The 17,984-nt window shown below is 32.0% G+C and carries 21 protein-coding genes; 10 read left to right on the plus strand and 11 right to left on the minus strand.

Annotated elements, in window-relative coordinates:
• Nucleotides 1-102 precede the first annotated feature (102 nt).
• Entirely contained in the window at nt 103-1,347 is a 1,245-nt protein-coding gene (locus D1867_RS08675) for a hypothetical protein (protein WP_155863787.1), read from the plus strand.
• The gene (locus D1867_RS08680; RefSeq protein ID WP_155863788.1) at nt 1,340-2,002 is read left to right on the plus strand and encodes a chlorite dismutase family protein; all 663 of its coding nucleotides are present in this window, start codon (nt 1,340-1,342) and stop codon (nt 2,000-2,002) included. The genes D1867_RS08675 and D1867_RS08680 overlap by 8 nt, the downstream gene beginning before the upstream one ends.
• Here D1867_RS08680 and D1867_RS08685 read toward each other — a convergent pair.
• A complete protein-coding gene (locus D1867_RS08685; RefSeq protein WP_155863789.1) occupies nt 1,977-2,492 on the minus strand; it encodes an NUDIX hydrolase in 516 nt (171 codons plus the stop codon). The two genes, D1867_RS08680 and D1867_RS08685, sit on opposite strands and share 26 nt — an antisense overlap.
• Nucleotides 2,489-3,094: a hypothetical protein gene (locus tag D1867_RS08690; protein ID WP_155863790.1), complete on the minus strand. Its 606-nt coding sequence runs from the start codon at nt 3,092-3,094 to the stop codon at nt 2,489-2,491. Before D1867_RS08690 ends, D1867_RS08685 begins: the two co-directional genes overlap by 4 nt.
• An 87-nt stretch (nt 3,095-3,181) precedes the next feature.
• On the opposite strand from D1867_RS08690, the gene D1867_RS08695 reads away from it, so the two are divergent.
• From D1867_RS08695 to D1867_RS08710, 4 genes are read left to right on the plus strand one after another with little or no spacing between them, the layout of a single operon-like run.
• Entirely contained in the window at nt 3,182-3,613 is a 432-nt protein-coding gene (locus D1867_RS08695) for an HIT family protein (protein WP_155864455.1), read from the plus strand.
• 11 nt (nt 3,614-3,624) lie between these two features.
• Nucleotides 3,625-6,600, plus strand: coding sequence for an FAD-binding and (Fe-S)-binding domain-containing protein (locus D1867_RS08700; RefSeq protein WP_155863791.1), 2,976 nt, complete (start codon nt 3,625-3,627; stop codon nt 6,598-6,600).
• A gap of 39 nt (nt 6,601-6,639) precedes the next feature.
• Nucleotides 6,640-7,479 (plus strand): TIM barrel protein, encoded by an 840-nt coding sequence (locus D1867_RS08705; RefSeq protein ID WP_155863792.1) that lies wholly within the window; start codon nt 6,640-6,642, stop codon nt 7,477-7,479.
• Nucleotides 7,480-7,482: 3 nt separating this feature from the next.
• Nucleotides 7,483-8,157 carry a phosphoglycolate phosphatase gene (locus D1867_RS08710; protein ID WP_155863793.1) on the plus strand — a complete coding sequence of 225 codons (675 nt, stop codon included), beginning with the start codon at nt 7,483-7,485 and terminating at the stop codon, nt 8,155-8,157.
• Here D1867_RS08710 and D1867_RS08715 read toward each other — a convergent pair.
• Genes D1867_RS08715 through cobT form a run of 4 tightly spaced genes read right to left on the minus strand, consistent with a single transcriptional unit; the run spans nt 8,122 to nt 10,741 of the window.
• A complete protein-coding gene (locus D1867_RS08715; protein ID WP_338078118.1) occupies nt 8,122-8,748 on the minus strand; it encodes an METTL5 family protein in 627 nt (208 codons plus the stop codon). The two genes, D1867_RS08710 and D1867_RS08715, sit on opposite strands and share 36 nt — an antisense overlap.
• Nucleotides 8,706-9,371, minus strand: a complete 666-nt coding sequence (locus D1867_RS08720; protein WP_155863794.1) for an HAD family hydrolase — start codon at nt 9,369-9,371, stop codon at nt 8,706-8,708. Before D1867_RS08720 ends, D1867_RS08715 begins: the two co-directional genes overlap by 43 nt.
• Nucleotides 9,368-9,688: a transcriptional regulator gene (locus D1867_RS08725; RefSeq protein WP_155863795.1), complete on the minus strand. Its 321-nt coding sequence runs from the start codon at nt 9,686-9,688 to the stop codon at nt 9,368-9,370. Before D1867_RS08725 ends, D1867_RS08720 begins: the two co-directional genes overlap by 4 nt.
• Nucleotides 9,689-9,700: 12 nt before the next feature.
• Nucleotides 9,701-10,741: a nicotinate mononucleotide-dependent phosphoribosyltransferase CobT gene (gene cobT, locus D1867_RS08730; RefSeq protein ID WP_155863796.1), complete on the minus strand. Its 1,041-nt coding sequence runs from the start codon at nt 10,739-10,741 to the stop codon at nt 9,701-9,703.
• A gap of 35 nt (nt 10,742-10,776) precedes the next feature.
• On the opposite strand from cobT, the gene D1867_RS08735 reads away from it, so the two are divergent.
• Nucleotides 10,777-11,127, plus strand: a complete 351-nt coding sequence (locus tag D1867_RS08735) for a hypothetical protein (RefSeq protein ID WP_155863797.1) — start codon at nt 10,777-10,779, stop codon at nt 11,125-11,127.
• Between the two features lie 28 nt (nt 11,128-11,155).
• Entirely contained in the window at nt 11,156-12,100 is a 945-nt protein-coding gene (gene nadA, locus D1867_RS08740; RefSeq protein ID WP_155863798.1) for a quinolinate synthase NadA, read from the plus strand.
• Here nadA and D1867_RS08745 read toward each other — a convergent pair.
• The 4 genes from D1867_RS08745 to D1867_RS08760 form a co-directional block, all read right to left on the minus strand.
• Nucleotides 12,072-13,178: an aminotransferase class V-fold PLP-dependent enzyme gene (locus D1867_RS08745; RefSeq protein ID WP_155863799.1), complete on the minus strand. Its 1,107-nt coding sequence runs from the start codon at nt 13,176-13,178 to the stop codon at nt 12,072-12,074. The two genes, nadA and D1867_RS08745, sit on opposite strands and share 29 nt — an antisense overlap.
• A 46-nt stretch (nt 13,179-13,224) precedes the next feature.
• Nucleotides 13,225-14,106, minus strand: a complete 882-nt coding sequence (locus D1867_RS08750; RefSeq protein WP_155863800.1) for a hypothetical protein — start codon at nt 14,104-14,106, stop codon at nt 13,225-13,227.
• Nucleotides 14,107-14,180: 74 nt separating this feature from the next.
• Nucleotides 14,181-14,666 carry an NOB1 family endonuclease gene (locus D1867_RS08755; RefSeq protein WP_155863801.1) on the minus strand — a complete coding sequence of 162 codons (486 nt, stop codon included), beginning with the start codon at nt 14,664-14,666 and terminating at the stop codon, nt 14,181-14,183.
• On the minus strand, nt 14,653-15,396 hold the full coding sequence (locus tag D1867_RS08760; protein WP_155863802.1) for an NAD(+)/NADH kinase: 744 nt from the start codon (nt 15,394-15,396) through the stop codon (nt 14,653-14,655). The genes D1867_RS08755 and D1867_RS08760 overlap by 14 nt, the downstream gene beginning before the upstream one ends.
• 51 nt (nt 15,397-15,447) lie before the next feature.
• Here D1867_RS08760 and D1867_RS08765 point away from each other — a divergent pair, with 51 nt between their 5' ends.
• Nucleotides 15,448-16,518 (plus strand): MFS transporter, encoded by a 1,071-nt coding sequence (locus D1867_RS08765; RefSeq protein ID WP_240872207.1) that lies wholly within the window; start codon nt 15,448-15,450, stop codon nt 16,516-16,518.
• Here the strand turns inward: D1867_RS08765 and D1867_RS08770 are convergent.
• On the minus strand, nt 16,502-16,846 hold the full coding sequence (locus D1867_RS08770; protein ID WP_240872209.1) for a hypothetical protein: 345 nt from the start codon (nt 16,844-16,846) through the stop codon (nt 16,502-16,504). The two genes, D1867_RS08765 and D1867_RS08770, sit on opposite strands and share 17 nt — an antisense overlap.
• 120 nt (nt 16,847-16,966) lie before the next feature.
• On the opposite strand from D1867_RS08770, the gene D1867_RS08775 reads away from it, so the two are divergent.
• Complete coding sequence (locus tag D1867_RS08775; protein WP_155863803.1) at nt 16,967-17,968, plus strand: NAD(P)/FAD-dependent oxidoreductase; 1,002 nt, start codon at nt 16,967-16,969, stop codon at nt 17,966-17,968.
• Nucleotides 17,969-17,984 lie beyond the last annotated feature (16 nt).

The raw sequence follows: 17,984 nt of genomic DNA on the forward strand, positions 1-17,984 counted from the left end.
GTATTTTTATAACGCTTTTCATAGAACTGCCTATGAGCTCTTTAATATAGTGATAAGGTTTTTGTATTATTCTAGATAACTTACTATTCAAGGTAGAGTAAATTGAGTATACTAGAAGTATATTCATTGCAGAATAAGCCAATCATTTCATGCTCTCTTATAGACGATAACGGTAATGAAAAGGAAATCTTGATAATATCTTTAGAAGATAATGGGATTCATGTGTATAAAAATATAGAGGAGAAAGATAACCACTATATATTGCCTCCTATACCTCAAATAGATTTACTTATAAAAGAGGTAATCGACGAAGTTGCAGAAGAATTAAATGTAAAATCTATAGTGTTTAAATTTGGAAATAACGAGGAAGATGAAGAACAGACAGACAAGCTTGTTCTAAGTGAAGAATGGTATGATGCAGAAAAGCTAGCTTTAGCTGCGTCCAAACATACGGCGCTTTTAAGTGACATAGATAGTAAAATTATTATAGGTATAGTTAAATTTTCAAGTTTTCTCTATGCAGCAACCATACTTAGAAAGGAAGACACTTTCCCCTTAATGCAAATAGTTCTGAAAACGGATAGTGAAATTCCTTTACTAAAAATATACAATGAGATGGGTCAGCTTGTAGAGGAGAGAAGGGAAAAAATAGATAATTTTGAGAATTATGTAAGGTCCTTAATAAATTCTGATGAAGTAGCTATAGTATATAAAGAGTCATTAGAAGAAATTCCTTCTCCTATAGAAGTAACTACTAATAAAGGCGACAAATTGTATGTAGGCGTTATCTTTAAATATTTTATAGGATTTTTACCATCATCTACAATTAAAGATAGAGAAATTTCAATTCATAATAGGAAGAAATTAGCAAAAATGTTGAGAGCCTTGCTCTATCTGGATAAGATGGGTAAAAATGGTGGTACTGAAATAATAATTGGAAGAAAAGGCGTTCCTTTAACTAAATTGAAGGAACAGATTAACTTAATTAAAAATAGAGTAGAGAATATATTACATAAATTATATAATTTAAATGAAATAAACTATTATGGCATTAATGAAAGCGTTATAGATGAGCTCATAAAATATGATGAAGAGTTAAGCGATGGTGATCTCTCATTAGGAATTAGAGTTTTGCCAGTAGCTTTTATAGTTACAGCATCAAATAAGCAGGAATTTGATAATCAAATGAATAGAATATTAAACGGTCCTACGTCTGACGGATATGACATTTTGGATGAGTATGTTAGAAGAAACGTTTCCTCTTATTTTATAGGTTATTTAATGAGTTTAGAAGAAGCATTAATAATCTACGGCGATATAATTAATGAGATGAATAACAATGGTTAACGAAGTTTATATGATGGTGTATTCAATTAAATTTGATAAAGATTGGTGGAGGCTTAATCATGAGGCTAGAAAATCGATATTAAGTAAGGCAGAGGAAGTTGCTAACGAATTTAAGAAGGATGTAATATCTATTAAGAAATTCTCTTCTCTATCTCAAGAGTCTAACATAATCTATTGGCTATCTTCTTTTAGTACTTCTCCATTTTTGGAGTTTAGATCGGCTATATTATCAGCATTTGAAGGATATGCTTTAGAGTCCAACTTATTTCTTTCAGTCTTTAAACCTTCTCCTTATATGAAATCAAATTTCGATCCTAAAGTAGTTTTAGGAAGAGAGCAATTAAAGTATTTTGTTGCATATCCTATGAAAAAATCTCCTGAATGGTATTTATTGCCTTTTGAAGAGAGAGAAAAAATAATGAAGGAGCACATAGATATGGCAATTAATAATCCAAAAAATAACGGTATTAAATCGTATACTACATACTCATTTGGAATAGGAGATTACGAATTTGTAGTAATTTACGAGATTCCAGACTTATTTAACTGGGTAGATGTTGTAGAAAAATTAAGAGAAGCTAAGGCTAGAAAATGGATCGTAAAAGAAGAACCATTAATAGTAGGAGAGACTAAGTCGTTCGATTTCTTAGCATAAATTGATAGTAAAGTATTCCTATTATAGTTTTAGCGTCTTCAATCTCGTGATTTTTTATCATTTCCAGAATTTCGTCGATATTTTTCTTTTCTATTTCTATAACTTCGTATTCCTCTGGTTTACTTCCTACAAATTTTAATCCTTTAGCTAAAAAGAGGTGCATTAATTCAGTACTTACACCTGGTGAAGGATAAAAGTCTATAAGGTGAATTAGAGTCTCAGCCTCATATCCTGTCTCTTCAATCAATTCTCTCTTGGCAGTAGTTTCAGGAGCTTCACCTTCTTCCATAGTACCAGCAGGTAATTCGTATATCCACTTACCTATAATTGGTCTGAATTGTTTTTCTAAAATTATTGTATTTTCATCAATAAGCGGTATTATTACTGCAGATCCTCTATGTTTTATATATTCAGTTTCTCTAATTTTACCATTAGGTAGATCGAATTTATCTAAGTAAACTTCGAATTTTTTACCACTAAACAATTTCATGGTAATCTGAAGTACTTGTTATTTGTAAGATATTTTTCTATCTTTCTATAGATACTCTCCCAATCTATTTTAAATAATATTATTGCTAAAATGGTCATTATAACTGTAGATATTACTCCAGTTTCGAAAGGGCTTATCCCTATTGCCTCGCTTATTTGCAATATTCCAAAGGCCTCTATAGGTATCTCTATTGAGCTTTTGATAATTTTGGCTAATAATGAAATTTTTAGCATTGATATTAAGGAAGTTTTTGTAGTTCCGCCTATAAGGTAAACTAAATCGTCAAGAGGCAAGAATGGAAATATAGAAGTAAGAAATAATATAATATAAAATGATTTTTTACTAGTAAATCTAGAAAAGAAAATTACATTTTTATTACGCTTTAAGCCTTTACGTGCTCCTAATCCTATAAAATACATGAAGCTTTTTGCAACTGCAGCACCAACGCCAGTTAGTATGATAGCTTCTGCTAGATTAATTGGTGTTATTCCACATTTTAAAAGTAAAGTTGTTGTAACTAAAGTATATGGAGTTCCAAAGAATGGAGTAGCATTTGTAACAATAGATATTACAAGAATTATAATTAAGTAAAATACTCTCATTGATGTCACTCTTTACCTTTATTAAATTAATTTTTAATCCGCATAATGACCGATATAAACTTAAGTAAGAAAGTAGTTGTAAGTAATATGTGCTTATTCTGTAAAATTGTTAAAAAGGAAGAATCTGCATATATTGTTTATGAGGATGAGTATACTGTAGCTTTTTTAGATAAATTTCCGTTAGCGCCCGGCCACACATTAGTAGTTACAAAAGAGCATTTTGATGATTTTCTAAATACTAAAAAAGAATATTTGGAAAAACTAGCATTTTCTTCAAATATAGTTAGCAGGGCAGTAAAAGAGTCAGTAAAATCTTCTGGAATAAGACTTCTAACTAATGTAGGAAAAAGTGCGGGTCAAGTTATATTTCATGTTCATATTCATATAATACCTACCTGGGACGGATCTTATCCCGAGGAATTTTCTTATTTCGAGCCTAGAAAAGAGCAACGTAAAGAATATTATGAATTCTTACAAAGAGTTATTAGTCAGAATGTTAAAAATATTTTAAGCTTATAGGTGAGAAACCGTTGGGCATAAGGGAAGAGTTGGAATCTCGCTTTGGCGATAACTTTTCTGATAGTTTAGTTGAAAGACTGTCACATACAGTGGATATGGGATTTGTTCCTGAACTTGTATGGTCAGGAATTAAAATAAATATTATTCCAGACTATGTAGTTTATCCTAAATCTACTGAAGATGTAATAGATTTAGTAAAAATAGCATTAAAATATGACGTGCCAATAACTCCTTACGGTAGAGGTACAAATAGGTATGGAAATGCAATTCCTGCAGATGGTGGTATCCTAGTAGATTTCTCTAAGATGGATAAAGTTGAAATAGATGAAGCAAATAAAATAGCTATAGTAGAGCCTGGGGCTACTTGGAAGCTTATAGATATAGCAGCGCAACAAAAAGGTCTTCAGTTAAGAACTTTTCCATCTTCATACGACTCAACAGCTGGAGGAGGCATAGCCGGAGATGCTTTAGGAATAGGCTCTTACGAGTATGGGTTCATTTGTGATAATATTAGCTTTATTGATATGGTAAATCCAAAGGGTGAATTAGTTCATTTGGAAGGAAAAGATCTGGCAATAGCTTGTGGAGCTGAAGGAACTACAGGAATAATTGTTAAAGCAGGAATTAAATTAAGGCAATTTAGTAATACTGAAGCAATGGTAATCTCTTTTGACGACTTTGATAAGACTTACAACGCAATAGGAGAATTTTATAGAGAAGTAATTCCAGCTTGGCATATACAAGTTAGAGGTCCTGCAATATCTAGTTATATTGCAGAGAAATTTAAGGCATCTTTAGATCCAGGAAAGTGGAACATGGTAATATTATATCCTTCATCTAGGTCTTCGATTGTAGAACCTAAATTATATAGAATAGCACAGACCTATGGAGGAAGGATGTTTGAAGGAGAATGGACAGGATGGTGGTCATTCAATCACGGTGTTAATGCAGCTCTAAGAACTAAGGGTTTACTAATTCATCAGCATGGTTTAATACATTATACTAAAATAAAGGAACTAATAGAAGGCCTTGAAAAGAATATAGGTAAGTTAGGTACTCTAACTATAGATAATGGTTTTGATCTGGATATAGATTTAGAGAGAAGAGAAGTTCTTCTAGTAAATGCTTTTACTCAAGCATCACTATCTCCAGTTGATAAGAAAATTATCTATGACTTGGCTAAAAATACTTTGATGATGGACGAATACATAAAAGTAGGAGGATCTATGCTATCTATAGGAATATTTGTTCATAAGTACGCTAAGAATAGGCTAAGTGCCATGGGAAGAACTTTTCAAGAACTAGGCGTTGATAGGTACGAGGAAATAAAGAAGTATAAAGAAGAAATGGATCCTAATGAAATATTTAACCCTGGAAAAGTATTCGATCCTAAGCGTAGGGCTAAAGCAGTTCTAGAGATAGTAGGAAAGCAGCAAGAAGCCTTAAGGTTTAGGTTTGGAATAGGCTTAGCTAAAGCGTTAACGCCAGGTGGCGAAATAGAAGGTTATAAGGTTGCTAAGCGTTATCTCGATATTTTCGTAGATTATGCGCTGACTTGTATAGACTGTGCTATGTGCGTAACAGTATGCCCTCAGTTTAAACTAGTTCCTCAATGGCCTTATGCTCCTAAAGGAATGTTTGACTTTACTAGAGGAGTAATAAGCTATTATGAGTTACATAATTCAGTTGACATTCCGGATAGTGCAATAGCGGAAATATCTGGATGCCATAAGTGCGGATTATGTGATGGCGTTTGCCCCGCTAAAATACCAATCTCTACTCTTTTAATTAAGCTGAATAGTCTTGTAGCAAAGAAGATTCCAGAAGAAAAAGTTCCTGATACTCCTATTCCAGCTAAATATAATGATATTATTGATGAAAATAGTGAAATAGGATTATGGTTAGGTAAATATGTAATTGAAAATCCTACAGTTCTATTCTCGTCTTTAGAATTGCTCAAAAAGCTCGGAATAAGAATAAAGTTATTTAATACTTCTAATGATAGCGGATTTTTGCAATATATAAGCGGTAATGGAAAAGATCTTACAGAAATAATGAAAAATAATTTAGAGAAAATGAAGAATGTATCTGAGCTAATTACTTTAACGCCGGAGGACTATAAAGCGTTCTCCGAGGCTTATAGAGAGTACGCAAAATTCGCAGGAGTAAATATTGAAGCAGAGGTTACTCCTTTAGAACTAAGGCTATTAAAATCTATACAGTTTGAGGGTAATGAAGAAATAAATCTCCACGTAGCATGTTTTTCATCAACTTACGCAGATGATATAATAAAAAGACTTAGAGATAGAGGATTTAAAGTAAGGAAAGTTGAAGGGTGCTCAGGGGCTATATTAGAGAAAAACATAGGTAAAAGAGCAGATATGATGGCTAAAGCTTTAGGTGAGAAGTATCAAAATCTTATAACTTTATGTCCATTAGCGGCTGTGAAATTCAGAAGTGTGGGTATAAATGCCAAGACTTTAATAGAATTTATTGCTGAAAAAGCTGGTGTTAATATAGCAGTAGAGGCTACAGAGTATAAGATACCTCAATCTATAAAAGATAAAATAAGTGAAATAATAAATAATGAAATTGTGAATTCTTTAAACAAGAGAATTCAAATTCTTGTTGATACAGTATCTTTTGTATCTTCAGGAGAAGTAGAATACAAGAAAATAATAGAACCAGTAATTACAGAGGCTATAGATGAAGCTAGTAATAATATTCTTAAAAAAATTAGAGAAATTATAGATAACGAAACTTCTGGTAAGTCCGAAGCTGAGAAAATCGTTATAAGATCAGCGTTCATAAAAGAATTGTCTGCGATTATAATGTCTCTTACGCTTCAGCCTATAGTTGAGTTAATAATTAAGCAAGTAAAATCCAATACTTCGGAGGATTTTGATCAAAGAATTATGGCAAACGCTATTCTAGAATTATTAAGAGAGAAAGAAGACTCACTAAATAAATCTATAGTAAACTTGTGAGACTTTAGCTTAAAATTTTTGTACATAAAACATTCTTTTATGCCAAAGATTTACTTGGGTACGGCCGGCATTCCTTTATCTGCCAAAGGTAAAAGTACTGTTGAAGGTGTAAAGAAAGTAAAAGAATTGGGTCTCAATGCTATGGAAGTAGAATTTGTACAAGGAGTAAAGATGAGTATTGAAAAGGCGAAAGAATTAGGTGAAGTTGCAAAAACTATAGGAGTAAGATTATCAGTACATGCCCCGTATTATATAAATTTGTGCTCAGAGGAAAAAGAAAAAATAGAAGCGTCTAAAAATAGAATATTGGAAACTGCAACTAGAGCCGAAGCTATGGGAGCGGATGCTATAGCAATACATGTAGCATTTTATGGGAAAAAATCTAAGAGAGAGGAATGCTTAGATGAAGTTAAATCTGGTCTAGGAGAGATTTTAGATAAATCTAAGGAACTAGGTATAATGAATGTGAAGTTTGGAATAGAAACAATGGCTAAAGAAACTGCAATAGGAACGTTAGATGAAGTTATTTTACTATCAAAGGAACTTGATAGGCAAGTAATTCCATATATAGATTGGGCTCATACTTTTGCCAGGCAAGGAGGACAGATAGATTATGGAGAAATTTTAGATAGACTAACTAAGGAACTAGGGTTAACTCATATAAATTCTCATTTTGAAGGACTAGAAATAAGAAATGGCAAATATGTAGATATACATAGGTCTATAGTTTACAATACTCCGCCTTTTGAGCCTTTAGCAAGGGAAATTCTGAAAAGAGATATTTCAATAACATTAATTTGCGAAAGTCCAGAGCTCGAAAACGATGCGTTAAGAATGAAAAAGATATTAGAAGATCTTGGATATAATTTTGGTGAATAAAAATTGTTTTTAGTTGCTTCAGATTACGATAGAACGTTAGCTAGCGAAAAGAACGGTTTTACAATTTCAGACGAAGTTAAAGAGAAGGTTAATGAATTTTCAAAGAAATATCCATTCGTAGTAGTAACTGGCAGAGAAAGGAAATTCATTGATGTTTTAGCCAAAGGATTAAATCCTACAGCATGGGTTTTAGAGAATGGCCCTCTTTTGCTTATAGGAGAAAAAGAGATACACTTAGTAGATAAAGATTGGTTTGAAATAAGACAGAGTATAATTGAAAAATTGGAAAAATTAGGCTTAAGATATTCCGTCGGCAAGATAATTATTTATCTTGATAATGTAGGAAACTTTAGCAATAAATTAAGATTTGATTGTGCTAGAGTGGAATGGAATAGAAACGATGCCATGATAATGCCTAAAAATATGGATAAAGGGAAAGGCTTACTAGAACTTGTAAAAATTCTAAATTTTAAGGGTAAAATTATAGCTATTGGAGACAGTCAGAACGATATTCCATTATTTAACGTAGCAGATTATAAGGTAGCTGTAGCTAATGCTCTAGATGAAGTAAAAAAGATTGCTGATTTAGTTCTAGATGAGGAGAATGGTAAAGGAGTAATCTCATTACTTGAAATGATAGAATCAGGTAATCTTTTTAAAAAGATAGATATCAACTAAAAATTTATGAATTTCGTTTCTATGCCATGGATAGTAATATCCTATTTCAAAATTAGTAGTTATTACTTCACTTGAAAATCCTTTTTTTCTGGCAATATTTTTGATTATTTTCTCAGATTTCTCATTACTTTTATGAATGGAATATACAACGTCATTTGATAAATCTAACGCTGAGTTTAGGAAAATTAGATCATAACCTTTTCTCTTAACTCCAAAGGGTGGATTTTCAATTACGGTATCAAATTTTGACTGAGAGTAAAAATACTCAACATCGGCATTAATGAAGTCTGCATCTATTCCTAGATCTTTGAAGACTTTTTTAGCTAACGTAATGCTATCATTATCGATCTCTATACAAGCACAATAAGCTCCTAGAAAACTTGCAGCAGCACAAAATCTTCCTGTGCCACAACCTAGGTCTGCAACTCTTTTTCCTTTAATTTCTCCTCTGAGAAACGCTAACCATACGATGTCAGCAACGACCTCTGGCGGAGTTAAATACTGCTCTAAGAAAATTTTGGGATTGGGATGTGGAGGAATTTTACTTACTAATAGTTCAACATCTCTTTTATTAATTTTGCTGCTTGTAATAGATTATTCACCTTATTTTCCTTAATTTCTGGATAATAATTAAATCTGTCTAATAGTATTGCTTTAAGAAATGCCCTTCTAGCACCTACTACATCTATTTCATAAACGTCTCCTATATGGATCCCATCTCCTCCGGCAATTCTTTTTGCATAGTAGAAAATTTTTGGGTGAGGTTTCATTACTCCTAAGTCACAAGATGCTACTACTCCATCAAGGTATTTTATTAAATTGAGCTCTCTAATTATTTTATGTATGCTTGACGTGGCGTTACTTACTAATATCACTTTTAATCTCATTTTTTTAACTTCCTCCAAAAATGGTATTGCATCATCAAATAATTCATATTTATTTGAAAGGTATGATCGACTTTCTAAATCTTTAATAACTTTATCGTTTGCTACTAATCCTAATCTATAGAATAAATCTCTAAAGTCAATATTTGATAGCCCTCCTACTTCGGGATGCGGAAAATGATGATTACCTAATTGTTGCATTAGCGCCCTAAACACTTCTCTCTCATCTACATCGAAACCTTTTTCTCTAATGGCGTTAGTTACAGCTTCATAATATCTGGGTGTAAATTTTACTAGTGTTTCGCCCATATCAACAAAAATAGCCTTCATTCATTATTTTTTCCTTTCTTTCTTATTAAAAAGCTTGGAGGCTTTATTCTCTCCGATTTACAAACTGGACATTTACTAGGTTTTTTAGGAATTTCTAATTTAAATACATACCCACAGTCCTCACATTCAGGAGGAAACATAATTATAATGTAATCCTTTCTTTTAGACGATTTAGCTAAATGATATATATGTGAGTAAACTTCTTTTTCCTTTTTTACCCCTAGAATCTTCATTATCTGCTTAGCAGAAAGAGGCTCGTCCGCGTACATTAAAAGGTAAAAAATCTTCTCTCTAGTAGTTAAAAAATCGTACTCCATTAAGTTATCTTCTTAATTCTTGCTTATAAGCAATTCTGAATACATATCGTCCACTTTTCTAACTATGTCTTCATTATTAGCACCATTAATCATTGCAAGTATTGAAGCTCCTCCCGCTCCTACACCTTCTTTTACGTATCCTTCTTCATAGACTCTTATTCCTTTATGTTTAGATATAGAGAAATCTAAATCTGCATAAATTAAACTTACGCCGACTTGCTTAGCTAGTGAAATTATGTCTGAGCATTTATCCTTAACTATCCATTTAGTAGTTCCTATTGCAATGTCTTTTAATTTTTCTTTATTAAATTCCTTTATTATTGCAGCGGCTGCGGTCATCTGAGTACCTCCTGCTAATAAGATCTTTCCTTTGAATCCTAGTGAAATTCCTGCCACTGAAATTAGCATTGGATCTGCTAATTTAGCAATCTTCCCTAGTGTATTACTAGGGAGATTCTTAAGAGCGTCTAAAACTACTTTCCTCTTTAATTCTTTAGGATTAGTAGGCGATGCAGAACTTACTTTATCTATTGCATTATATCCTAAACCTTGTAGTACAGCCATAGCAGTAGTAGTCCCAGCAGGAATTGATTCGCCTATGACTAAGAGATCGTAAGTATTAGATAATTCCTCTCCCAAAAGAGTAGAATTTTCAATTATTCTCTCTGTCGTTTCTAAATCTAGCGAATATTTTCTGATATCTCCTCCAGGTTTTCCTCCTATATCTATGAAAGGTATTTTTGGTAGAATTTTACTTCCTGCATTTACAACCAGTTTAGTTACTTTAGTGAAAGATAAGGAAGCTCTAGTTACTAAAGCGGGTGTTGGAATTCCGTCAGGAGTAATGGGCACTGTATTTATTACCTTACATTTTCCAAGAACTAAAAATTCCGCATCTGCAGCAGGTGTAAAGTGAGTTAGCTCTGGAGAAGCACCTGCGACTGTAATGCCCGGTATTAAACTTACGTCTGTAGTTGCTATTACAAGAATAAATGGATAATTCTTTGCTGTTTTAAGATTCGCAATAAAACTTCCTAGTACTTCCTTTATCATGTAACTCTATATATTCTGACGATTAAAATTTTTACGTGTTTTGGGAAGCTTATAGAAAGGTAGAGAAAGGTACAAAAGTATCTTTAGAAGAATTTAGATCTAATAACGAATTAAAATCTGAAGTGAAAGAGGGTATTATAGAGTTATATAAAGAAGTATTAAACGAGGCAAGAAGACTTATTGATGAGCCAGATGATGAAAAATTGTTTTTAGAATTATTTAGAAGAAATATTATAGATTCTTATCTCTTGCAAGAATTAATTGACATTATGAATATAATAAAGAATTTACATAAAACTGACGATGATGTAATATATGGTTTACTTGTGAGGATTATGGAGGACTTAGAAGAACTGTTTTATTCGGTAAAAAAGTTTTTAAATTAGTTTTTGCAATCGAACATGTGTTCGGGATATGACAGATTATACAGAGCTAATAAAGAGAATTAAAGAGCTAAAGAAGGAAAAGAATGCTATTATTTTAGGGCATAATTATATGGACTACGCAGTTCAGCTAGTTTCAGATTTTACTGGAGATTCTTATGATCTAGCAGTAAAGGCAATGAAGACTAATGCTGACATTATAGTGTTTGCTGGAGTATATTTCATGGCAGAACAAGCTGCAGCTTTAAATCAAGATAAGCTAGTATTATCTCCAGATCCTAAGGCCGGATGTACGTTATCTGACGCATTAGATGTTGAGACTTTAAAGAAATTTAAGGAAGAATATCCAAGCGCTCCGGTAGTATTATACATAAATACTAGTATTTACGCAAAAGCGTTAGCAGACTATATAGTTACCTCTTCAACTGCAGTAAAGATTGTTAAAGCTATAGATTCTGATATTGTATTATTTGGACCAGATGCTAATTTGGCAAATTACGTTGAAAAGAAAACAGGGAAGAAGATAATTAAGGTTCCACCAAATGGCAGGTGTTTAGTTCACGCTTCATATGTTAAGCAGTTTGTAGAAATGGCAAGGAAAAAATATCCAAATGCAGTATTAATGGCTCACCCAGAATCTCCTTTAGAAATTTTGGAAGCTGCAGATTTTGTAGGATCTACTAATCAAATGATAAAGTTTGCAAAAGAGAGCAAATACAAGGAATTTATAGTCGCTACTGAGATAGGCATGTTAAATGCATTAAAACTTCAAGTTCCAGATAAAGTATTCTATCCATTAATAAGTACAGAATCGTGTGCTTGTGCTAGATGTCCATACATGGCAATGATAACATTGGAGAAAATAAAGAACTCATTGGAGAATGAAGTTACAAAGGTAATAGTTCCAAAAGATGTTGCAGAAAAAGCAAAAGAGGCATTTGAGAGAACTATGAAACTTCTTGAGAAATTGAGTTAATAGTTTTTTCAATCTCCTCTTCTGTGTTATAAAAATGTGTTGAGATTCTGATTCCTTCTCCTCTAGGCGAAACTATTATATTTCTTTGAGCAAGACGAGAGGCTATTTCCTTAGGTTTCTTAACTTTTATTACTACTATTCCAGCCCTCTTCTCCTTTGGAGTTATTACCTCAAATTTTTTGTCCTCTGCAATGTCTATAGCATATGCTGACAATTGTAAAACCCTCTTTTCAATTTCATCTTCATGAGAACTGATAATCTCTGCCGATTTAGATAGACCTAAATTAGCTGCAATATCTATTGTTCCTATCTCAATTCTTCTAGGTCCATTTTCTAGTTCAAACTTAGTAGGATCGAAATCTAAGTAATTTTTTGCCGACTTCCATCCGTAAAACGGAGGATCTTCCAAAAGTCCTTTTCTTATATACATAAAACCAGATCCTTGTGGAGACATTAACCATTTATATCCTCCTGCTACTGCAAAGTCGATACCTAAATCTTTAACGTTTATTTTAATCGCACCAGCACTCTGTATTATATCTAGTAAAACTAATGCACCAACTTTTTTTGCTTTTGTTACAATTTTTTGTACGTCTATTCTTACTCCAGTATTAAAACTCACGTGGCTTATTGACACAATTTTTGTATTTTCATCTATGTTTTCTATTATTTTATCTTCAATATCATAAGGAGAGGCATTTACTATTCTCTTTTCTAATTTTTTTATTTTAAGAAAAGGATAAACTGTAGCAGGAAACTCCAGGCTATCGGTTACTATATTAGATTTATCGTCGTATTCTAGTCCGTGCGCGACTACATTGATTCCAAAACTAGTGTTAGGTATTAATGAAATCTCTAAAGGATCGGCTTTAATTAAATTTGATATATTTTTCCTTATATGGAATAATTCGTCTTTTTGTTCTTCATTATCTGCAATTGTACCAGATTTACTTACTTCATATAGATACCTAAATGTTTCATAAAGTACCGGTAACGGTGTAGGAGAAAGGGCTGCATGATTAAGGTAAATATAATTTTTAGTAGCTGGTACTAGCTCTCTAAAATCTTCCCAAAACATAACAACAATGTAAATTAACTTTATAAAAAATCTTTTATTGGTAAGTTCATTCTAGGACAATTTTTGGAAATTCCCACTTTTTCTCCTTAAAGATCTCATAAGGTATTGAATACCCTTCTGCATAAGAAGGCGTTTTGGGAACTATGAAAATCTCGTTAGAGTGATCTTTTATTTTTTGCACTATTTTACCCAATTCCTTAGAATTTATATGTATTTCCATTAAATATTTATTACCTATTTTCGCAGACCATAAGGTATTGGGATGAAATATTATCTCCTTATCGGCTATAACATCTAATATCGTATCATTGGTACCCAGCGTATATAGAAATCCTTGTAGTACATGCTTAATATGGCTGTAATGTGGTGATAAATAATATGGGATATAAGGATTTGCTTGCAATTTAACTATAAGATTTATATCTTCTTCGTCTGGTTTCACAATTTTTCCACGCTTATTAAATTGTAAGAGCCTATCACAAGTCCACATATTCTGATCAAAATTAAAGCAATATATATCTCTGTAGTACCTTTTTGTCTCACTAATTTCAAATATTTCGCATTCTACTATATTTTCATCCCTTAGCTTTTTTACTGCGGTCTGAATACTATTTAACGTGTCTTTATTAGCGTAAATTACTAACATGAATTTGTTTTCTTCTAAATCGGCTCTAAATAAATTTACTAAAGGAAAGAATAATTTTTTGGATGTAGATAGTTTTATTTTGGAATTTTTACATAGAAGTAATATTTTTTGTAATTGAAGATTTTCAGCCAATAATCCTGTGAATAATGCCAAGTGATATTTATATTTTAAAATGTTGATGGATTTTATTACATTAATAATAGATATACCCGTAATTTTAGCTATTGCATGCGGATTTCCGCCAACCTTAGTAATAGCACTTATAATATCAGCAAGTTGCATAAACTTATTTAAAATATCTTAAATTAAACTTTTCTAGAATATGTAAAATGTCTTAAATTGAATTTGTATAAAGATTATTTGTTAGCTTTTACTATTTTTCCACCACAGTACGGGCATTCCTTTAAATATTGGTTAAACTTCCTTTTGCAGTCTTGGCATATGTATATAAATTTCTTTTCGTTAATAGCTATTTTATTTAATTTGACTGATTTAAATGGAATATTAAATCTTAGGAGAACATTCTGTAAGGATAAATCGTCAGTAAAAACCAATGAAGGTGAAAGATCTAAGGAAAGTGCGATTATTGAAATATCGGTTTTCGATAAAGTTTGTTCGTTTATTTCCTTAATTGCTTTTAGTACTTTATTAATGGAGTTTTTGGACGGCTCCATTACTATAACTTTTCCAGAACTAGTAGCTAGACTAAGTGAATTTCGTGAAGCAAGATCTTTTACTTCATTTATTACGTATGGTGTTGTATACACTTTATTAAGTAAATTTTCTAGGCCTGCTAGGAATCCAGCCGTGTCAAGAATTATATTTCTACTATTTATCTCCATTCAGTATCCTCCTTAGTGGATCTATATCAAAAAATCTATATATTATAGCTTTTTTAGAACTTAGTTTAACCTTTATTTCGCTTCCCTCATTTATAACTTTTAGTAAATCTCCGTCAGTAGTAACTCTTATTTTTTGCGGATATCCTTTACTCTCTACTTTAACTTTTATTTCAGTTGGCGGTAATACTATGGATCTTAAAGGAGAAAGAACTGGATTAATAAATGCTATCTCCATTGCATTTATACCATATAATATGTTTCCAGTAGCAGAAAGGCTCCATCCAGTAGTTCCTTGAGGTGTTGAAATTAGAACTCCGTCTCCTTCAATTTGTATTTCCGAATTTAAAAACGATAACGTTAATAATATAGTTTCAGGTTGATCTGCTAAAATTCCTGCTTCATTGAATGCTAATGAAGAAATTCCACATATATTTGTCTCCAAAAGTGGATACTCTTGTATTTTATAGTCGTTTTCCTTAAGTCTTTTAAATACTTCGTCTATAGACTCAGGATTAACGTCCATTAAAAAACCTCTTCTTCCTGCCTTAATTGCTATAACTGGCTTGTTTAGTTTTATGGCTTTTAAAAGGGTTCCATCTCCTCCTACTGCTATTATTATATCTGGATTTTGTTCGTCTATCTCAAATCCTTGAGATTTAGCAGTACTTATAATTTTTTGCACAATTTCTAGGATTTGACCGGAGGGCTTACTAACTATCTTAATTCTCATTCAATGATATTTCTAAGCATAGATTATAATAGTCTTCTTTTTGATGCTATTATGGCAATGAAAGGCTATTCAATCTTTTTTGCGAGAATAATATATGCAATAAGTTGGTTTTACTTAGCACCTGCAATACCATATATAATATTTACTTTTAAAGTTCCGTTAAATTTAGCTGGGGTAATCCCATTTTCTTTCTTTTTAGGTTCAGGTAGTATGCAAATACCTTCTGCATTTATTTCTTCTAAGCTAGGTTCTAGGAATACTTTGGTTTTAGGATTATTTATAATGTCTCTGTCTGCATTTCTTATCGGAGTTTCAAGAGTTTTTTATCAAATTTTAGTATTTTATTTTATTGCAGGTGTTGGAGCTTCTATGTTCTTTTCTACTGGGGCTGCAATTTTAGCATACTTAAATGAGACAAAAGTGAGTACTGCACTTGGAGTTTATAATTCTATGTTTGCATTAGGAGGAATAATAGGATTAAATTGGATTATTTTAGATGAAAAATTGGGCTTTTCAATCTCTTCAGTAATATTATCTATTCTTACAATATTAGCTGCCATTGTTAACATTAATAAGCCGAATTTAAAGATGAATTGGAAGATAATTAAAGATAAAAACTCCTTTATAATTGGTGTCGCATCTGCAGGAGTATGGGGAATATATTATGTTGTAGGAGAATTATTTCCATCTTTTGCAAAATTCTACCTAGGTATACAAATTCTGCAGAGTACCGAATTTACTTCAATTCTTCTCCTTTCATCAATGTTAGGGGGCTTACTTGGTTTTTTAGGAGATAGAATGGATAAAATAAAATTACTAATTATATCATCATTATTAGGTAGCATCCCAGCTTTACTTCTCTATACTAAATATTATATTCTAGGAATAATAATAATTGGTCTCTTTAATGAGCTTTCTATATCAATAGTTTATGCTGTGGCTTCTATAGGTAAAGGAATTAATTCTGGTATTTCACTAGCAGAAGTAAATTCACTAAATATATTAATTGGAAGTCTGTTTGAACCTATTGGAAGTTTAGTTGGAAATATGATATGGGCAGTTACGACAATACTATCTATTATTCCTTTAATTTTGCTAAAGAAACTTAAGGTGAACGTCTAATTGAAACAATAATTGGAAAAAATCTGCTCTCATTTATTATTTCTAGCGTTCCTACTGTATTTAATAATCTAATTTTGAAAACTTTTTCTCTAGGTCCTCCATTTATTCTGATTGTTGCCCATCCTGTTCCTCCATTTATTATTATTGCACATTTTCCGTTAATGTTAATCTTTACCGAAGAAAGAGGAGGAATTTTATAATTTTCATCAATATAATCGTCACCTACATATTTTAAGCCCTCAGTTACTATCTTTCTAAAATATTTACCCCATAATCCCCATAATATAAAATAAGGGATAACCAATAGCATGAATAAGCATATCTGCATTAAAACTTCAAATACTGTTCTTAATTTTATAATTATCTATCCTTCAAGGATATAGACTATTTTGAACGAATAATTAGTAAGGTTTAAATAGTATAAGTTTTCTAAATTCTATGACAACATATGTCAGAATATGATATGATAATAATAGGCGGCGGCCCAGTAGGCCTATTTGGCGCATTCTATGCTACTTTAAGGGATATGAAAACGATGATAATAGATTCTCAAGATGAGCTAGGGGGCCAATTAGTATCATTATATCCAGAAAAAATGGTTTACGATGTTGGAGGTTATCCTGGTATATTAGGTTATGAGTTAGCACAAAAGTTAGTAGAGCAGGCTAAAATGTTTTCACCAGACATTAGACTAAAAGAGTGGGTCGAATGGATACAGAAAACAGACGATAATATGTGGATAGTAAAAACTGATAAAGGTAATCAATTTAAAACAAAAACAGTATTAATAGCAATGGGTATAGGAAAAATAATGCCATCAAGACTCGGAGCTAAGGGAGAATTAGAATATGAAAACAAAGGAGTATACTATACCGTTAGAAGGAAAAAAGATTTTGAAGGCAAGAGAGTTCTAATAGTTGGAGGAGGAGACGCAGCAGTAGATTGGGCTTTAACTTTAGCTCCAATAGCAAAATCAGTTACATTAATTCATAGGAGAGATCAATTTAGAGCTCATGAAAGAAGTGTTAAGGAACTATTCCAAGTTGCTACAGTATATACATGGCATGAATTGAAAGAAGTTAAAGGAGATGGTAACAAAGTTACACAAGCTATAATATTTGATAACAGAACCAAAGAAGAAAAAACTCTTGACGTTGATGCGGTGATAATAAGTATAGGCTTTAAGGGTGATCTAGGTAATCTACCTAAATGGGGAGTGGCTATGAAAGGGAGAGATGTAATTGTTAACGCTAGAATGGAAACTAACTTACCTGGAGTTTACGCAGCTGGAGATATTGCTTTACAAGAAGGAGCTCCAAAATTAGCCTTAATTGCTGTTGGATTTGGACAAGTTGCAATAGCTACTAGCGTTGCTAAAAAGTATATTGATCCTAATGCATCATTATTTGCGGGCCACAGTTCAGAAATGGACAAATTTAAGAAGGTTTAAGACATTTTTTAAATCA

The organism is Acidianus infernus (genome assembly GCF_009729545.1).
GTDB lineage: Archaea > Thermoproteota > Thermoprotei_A > Sulfolobales > Sulfolobaceae > Acidianus > Acidianus infernus.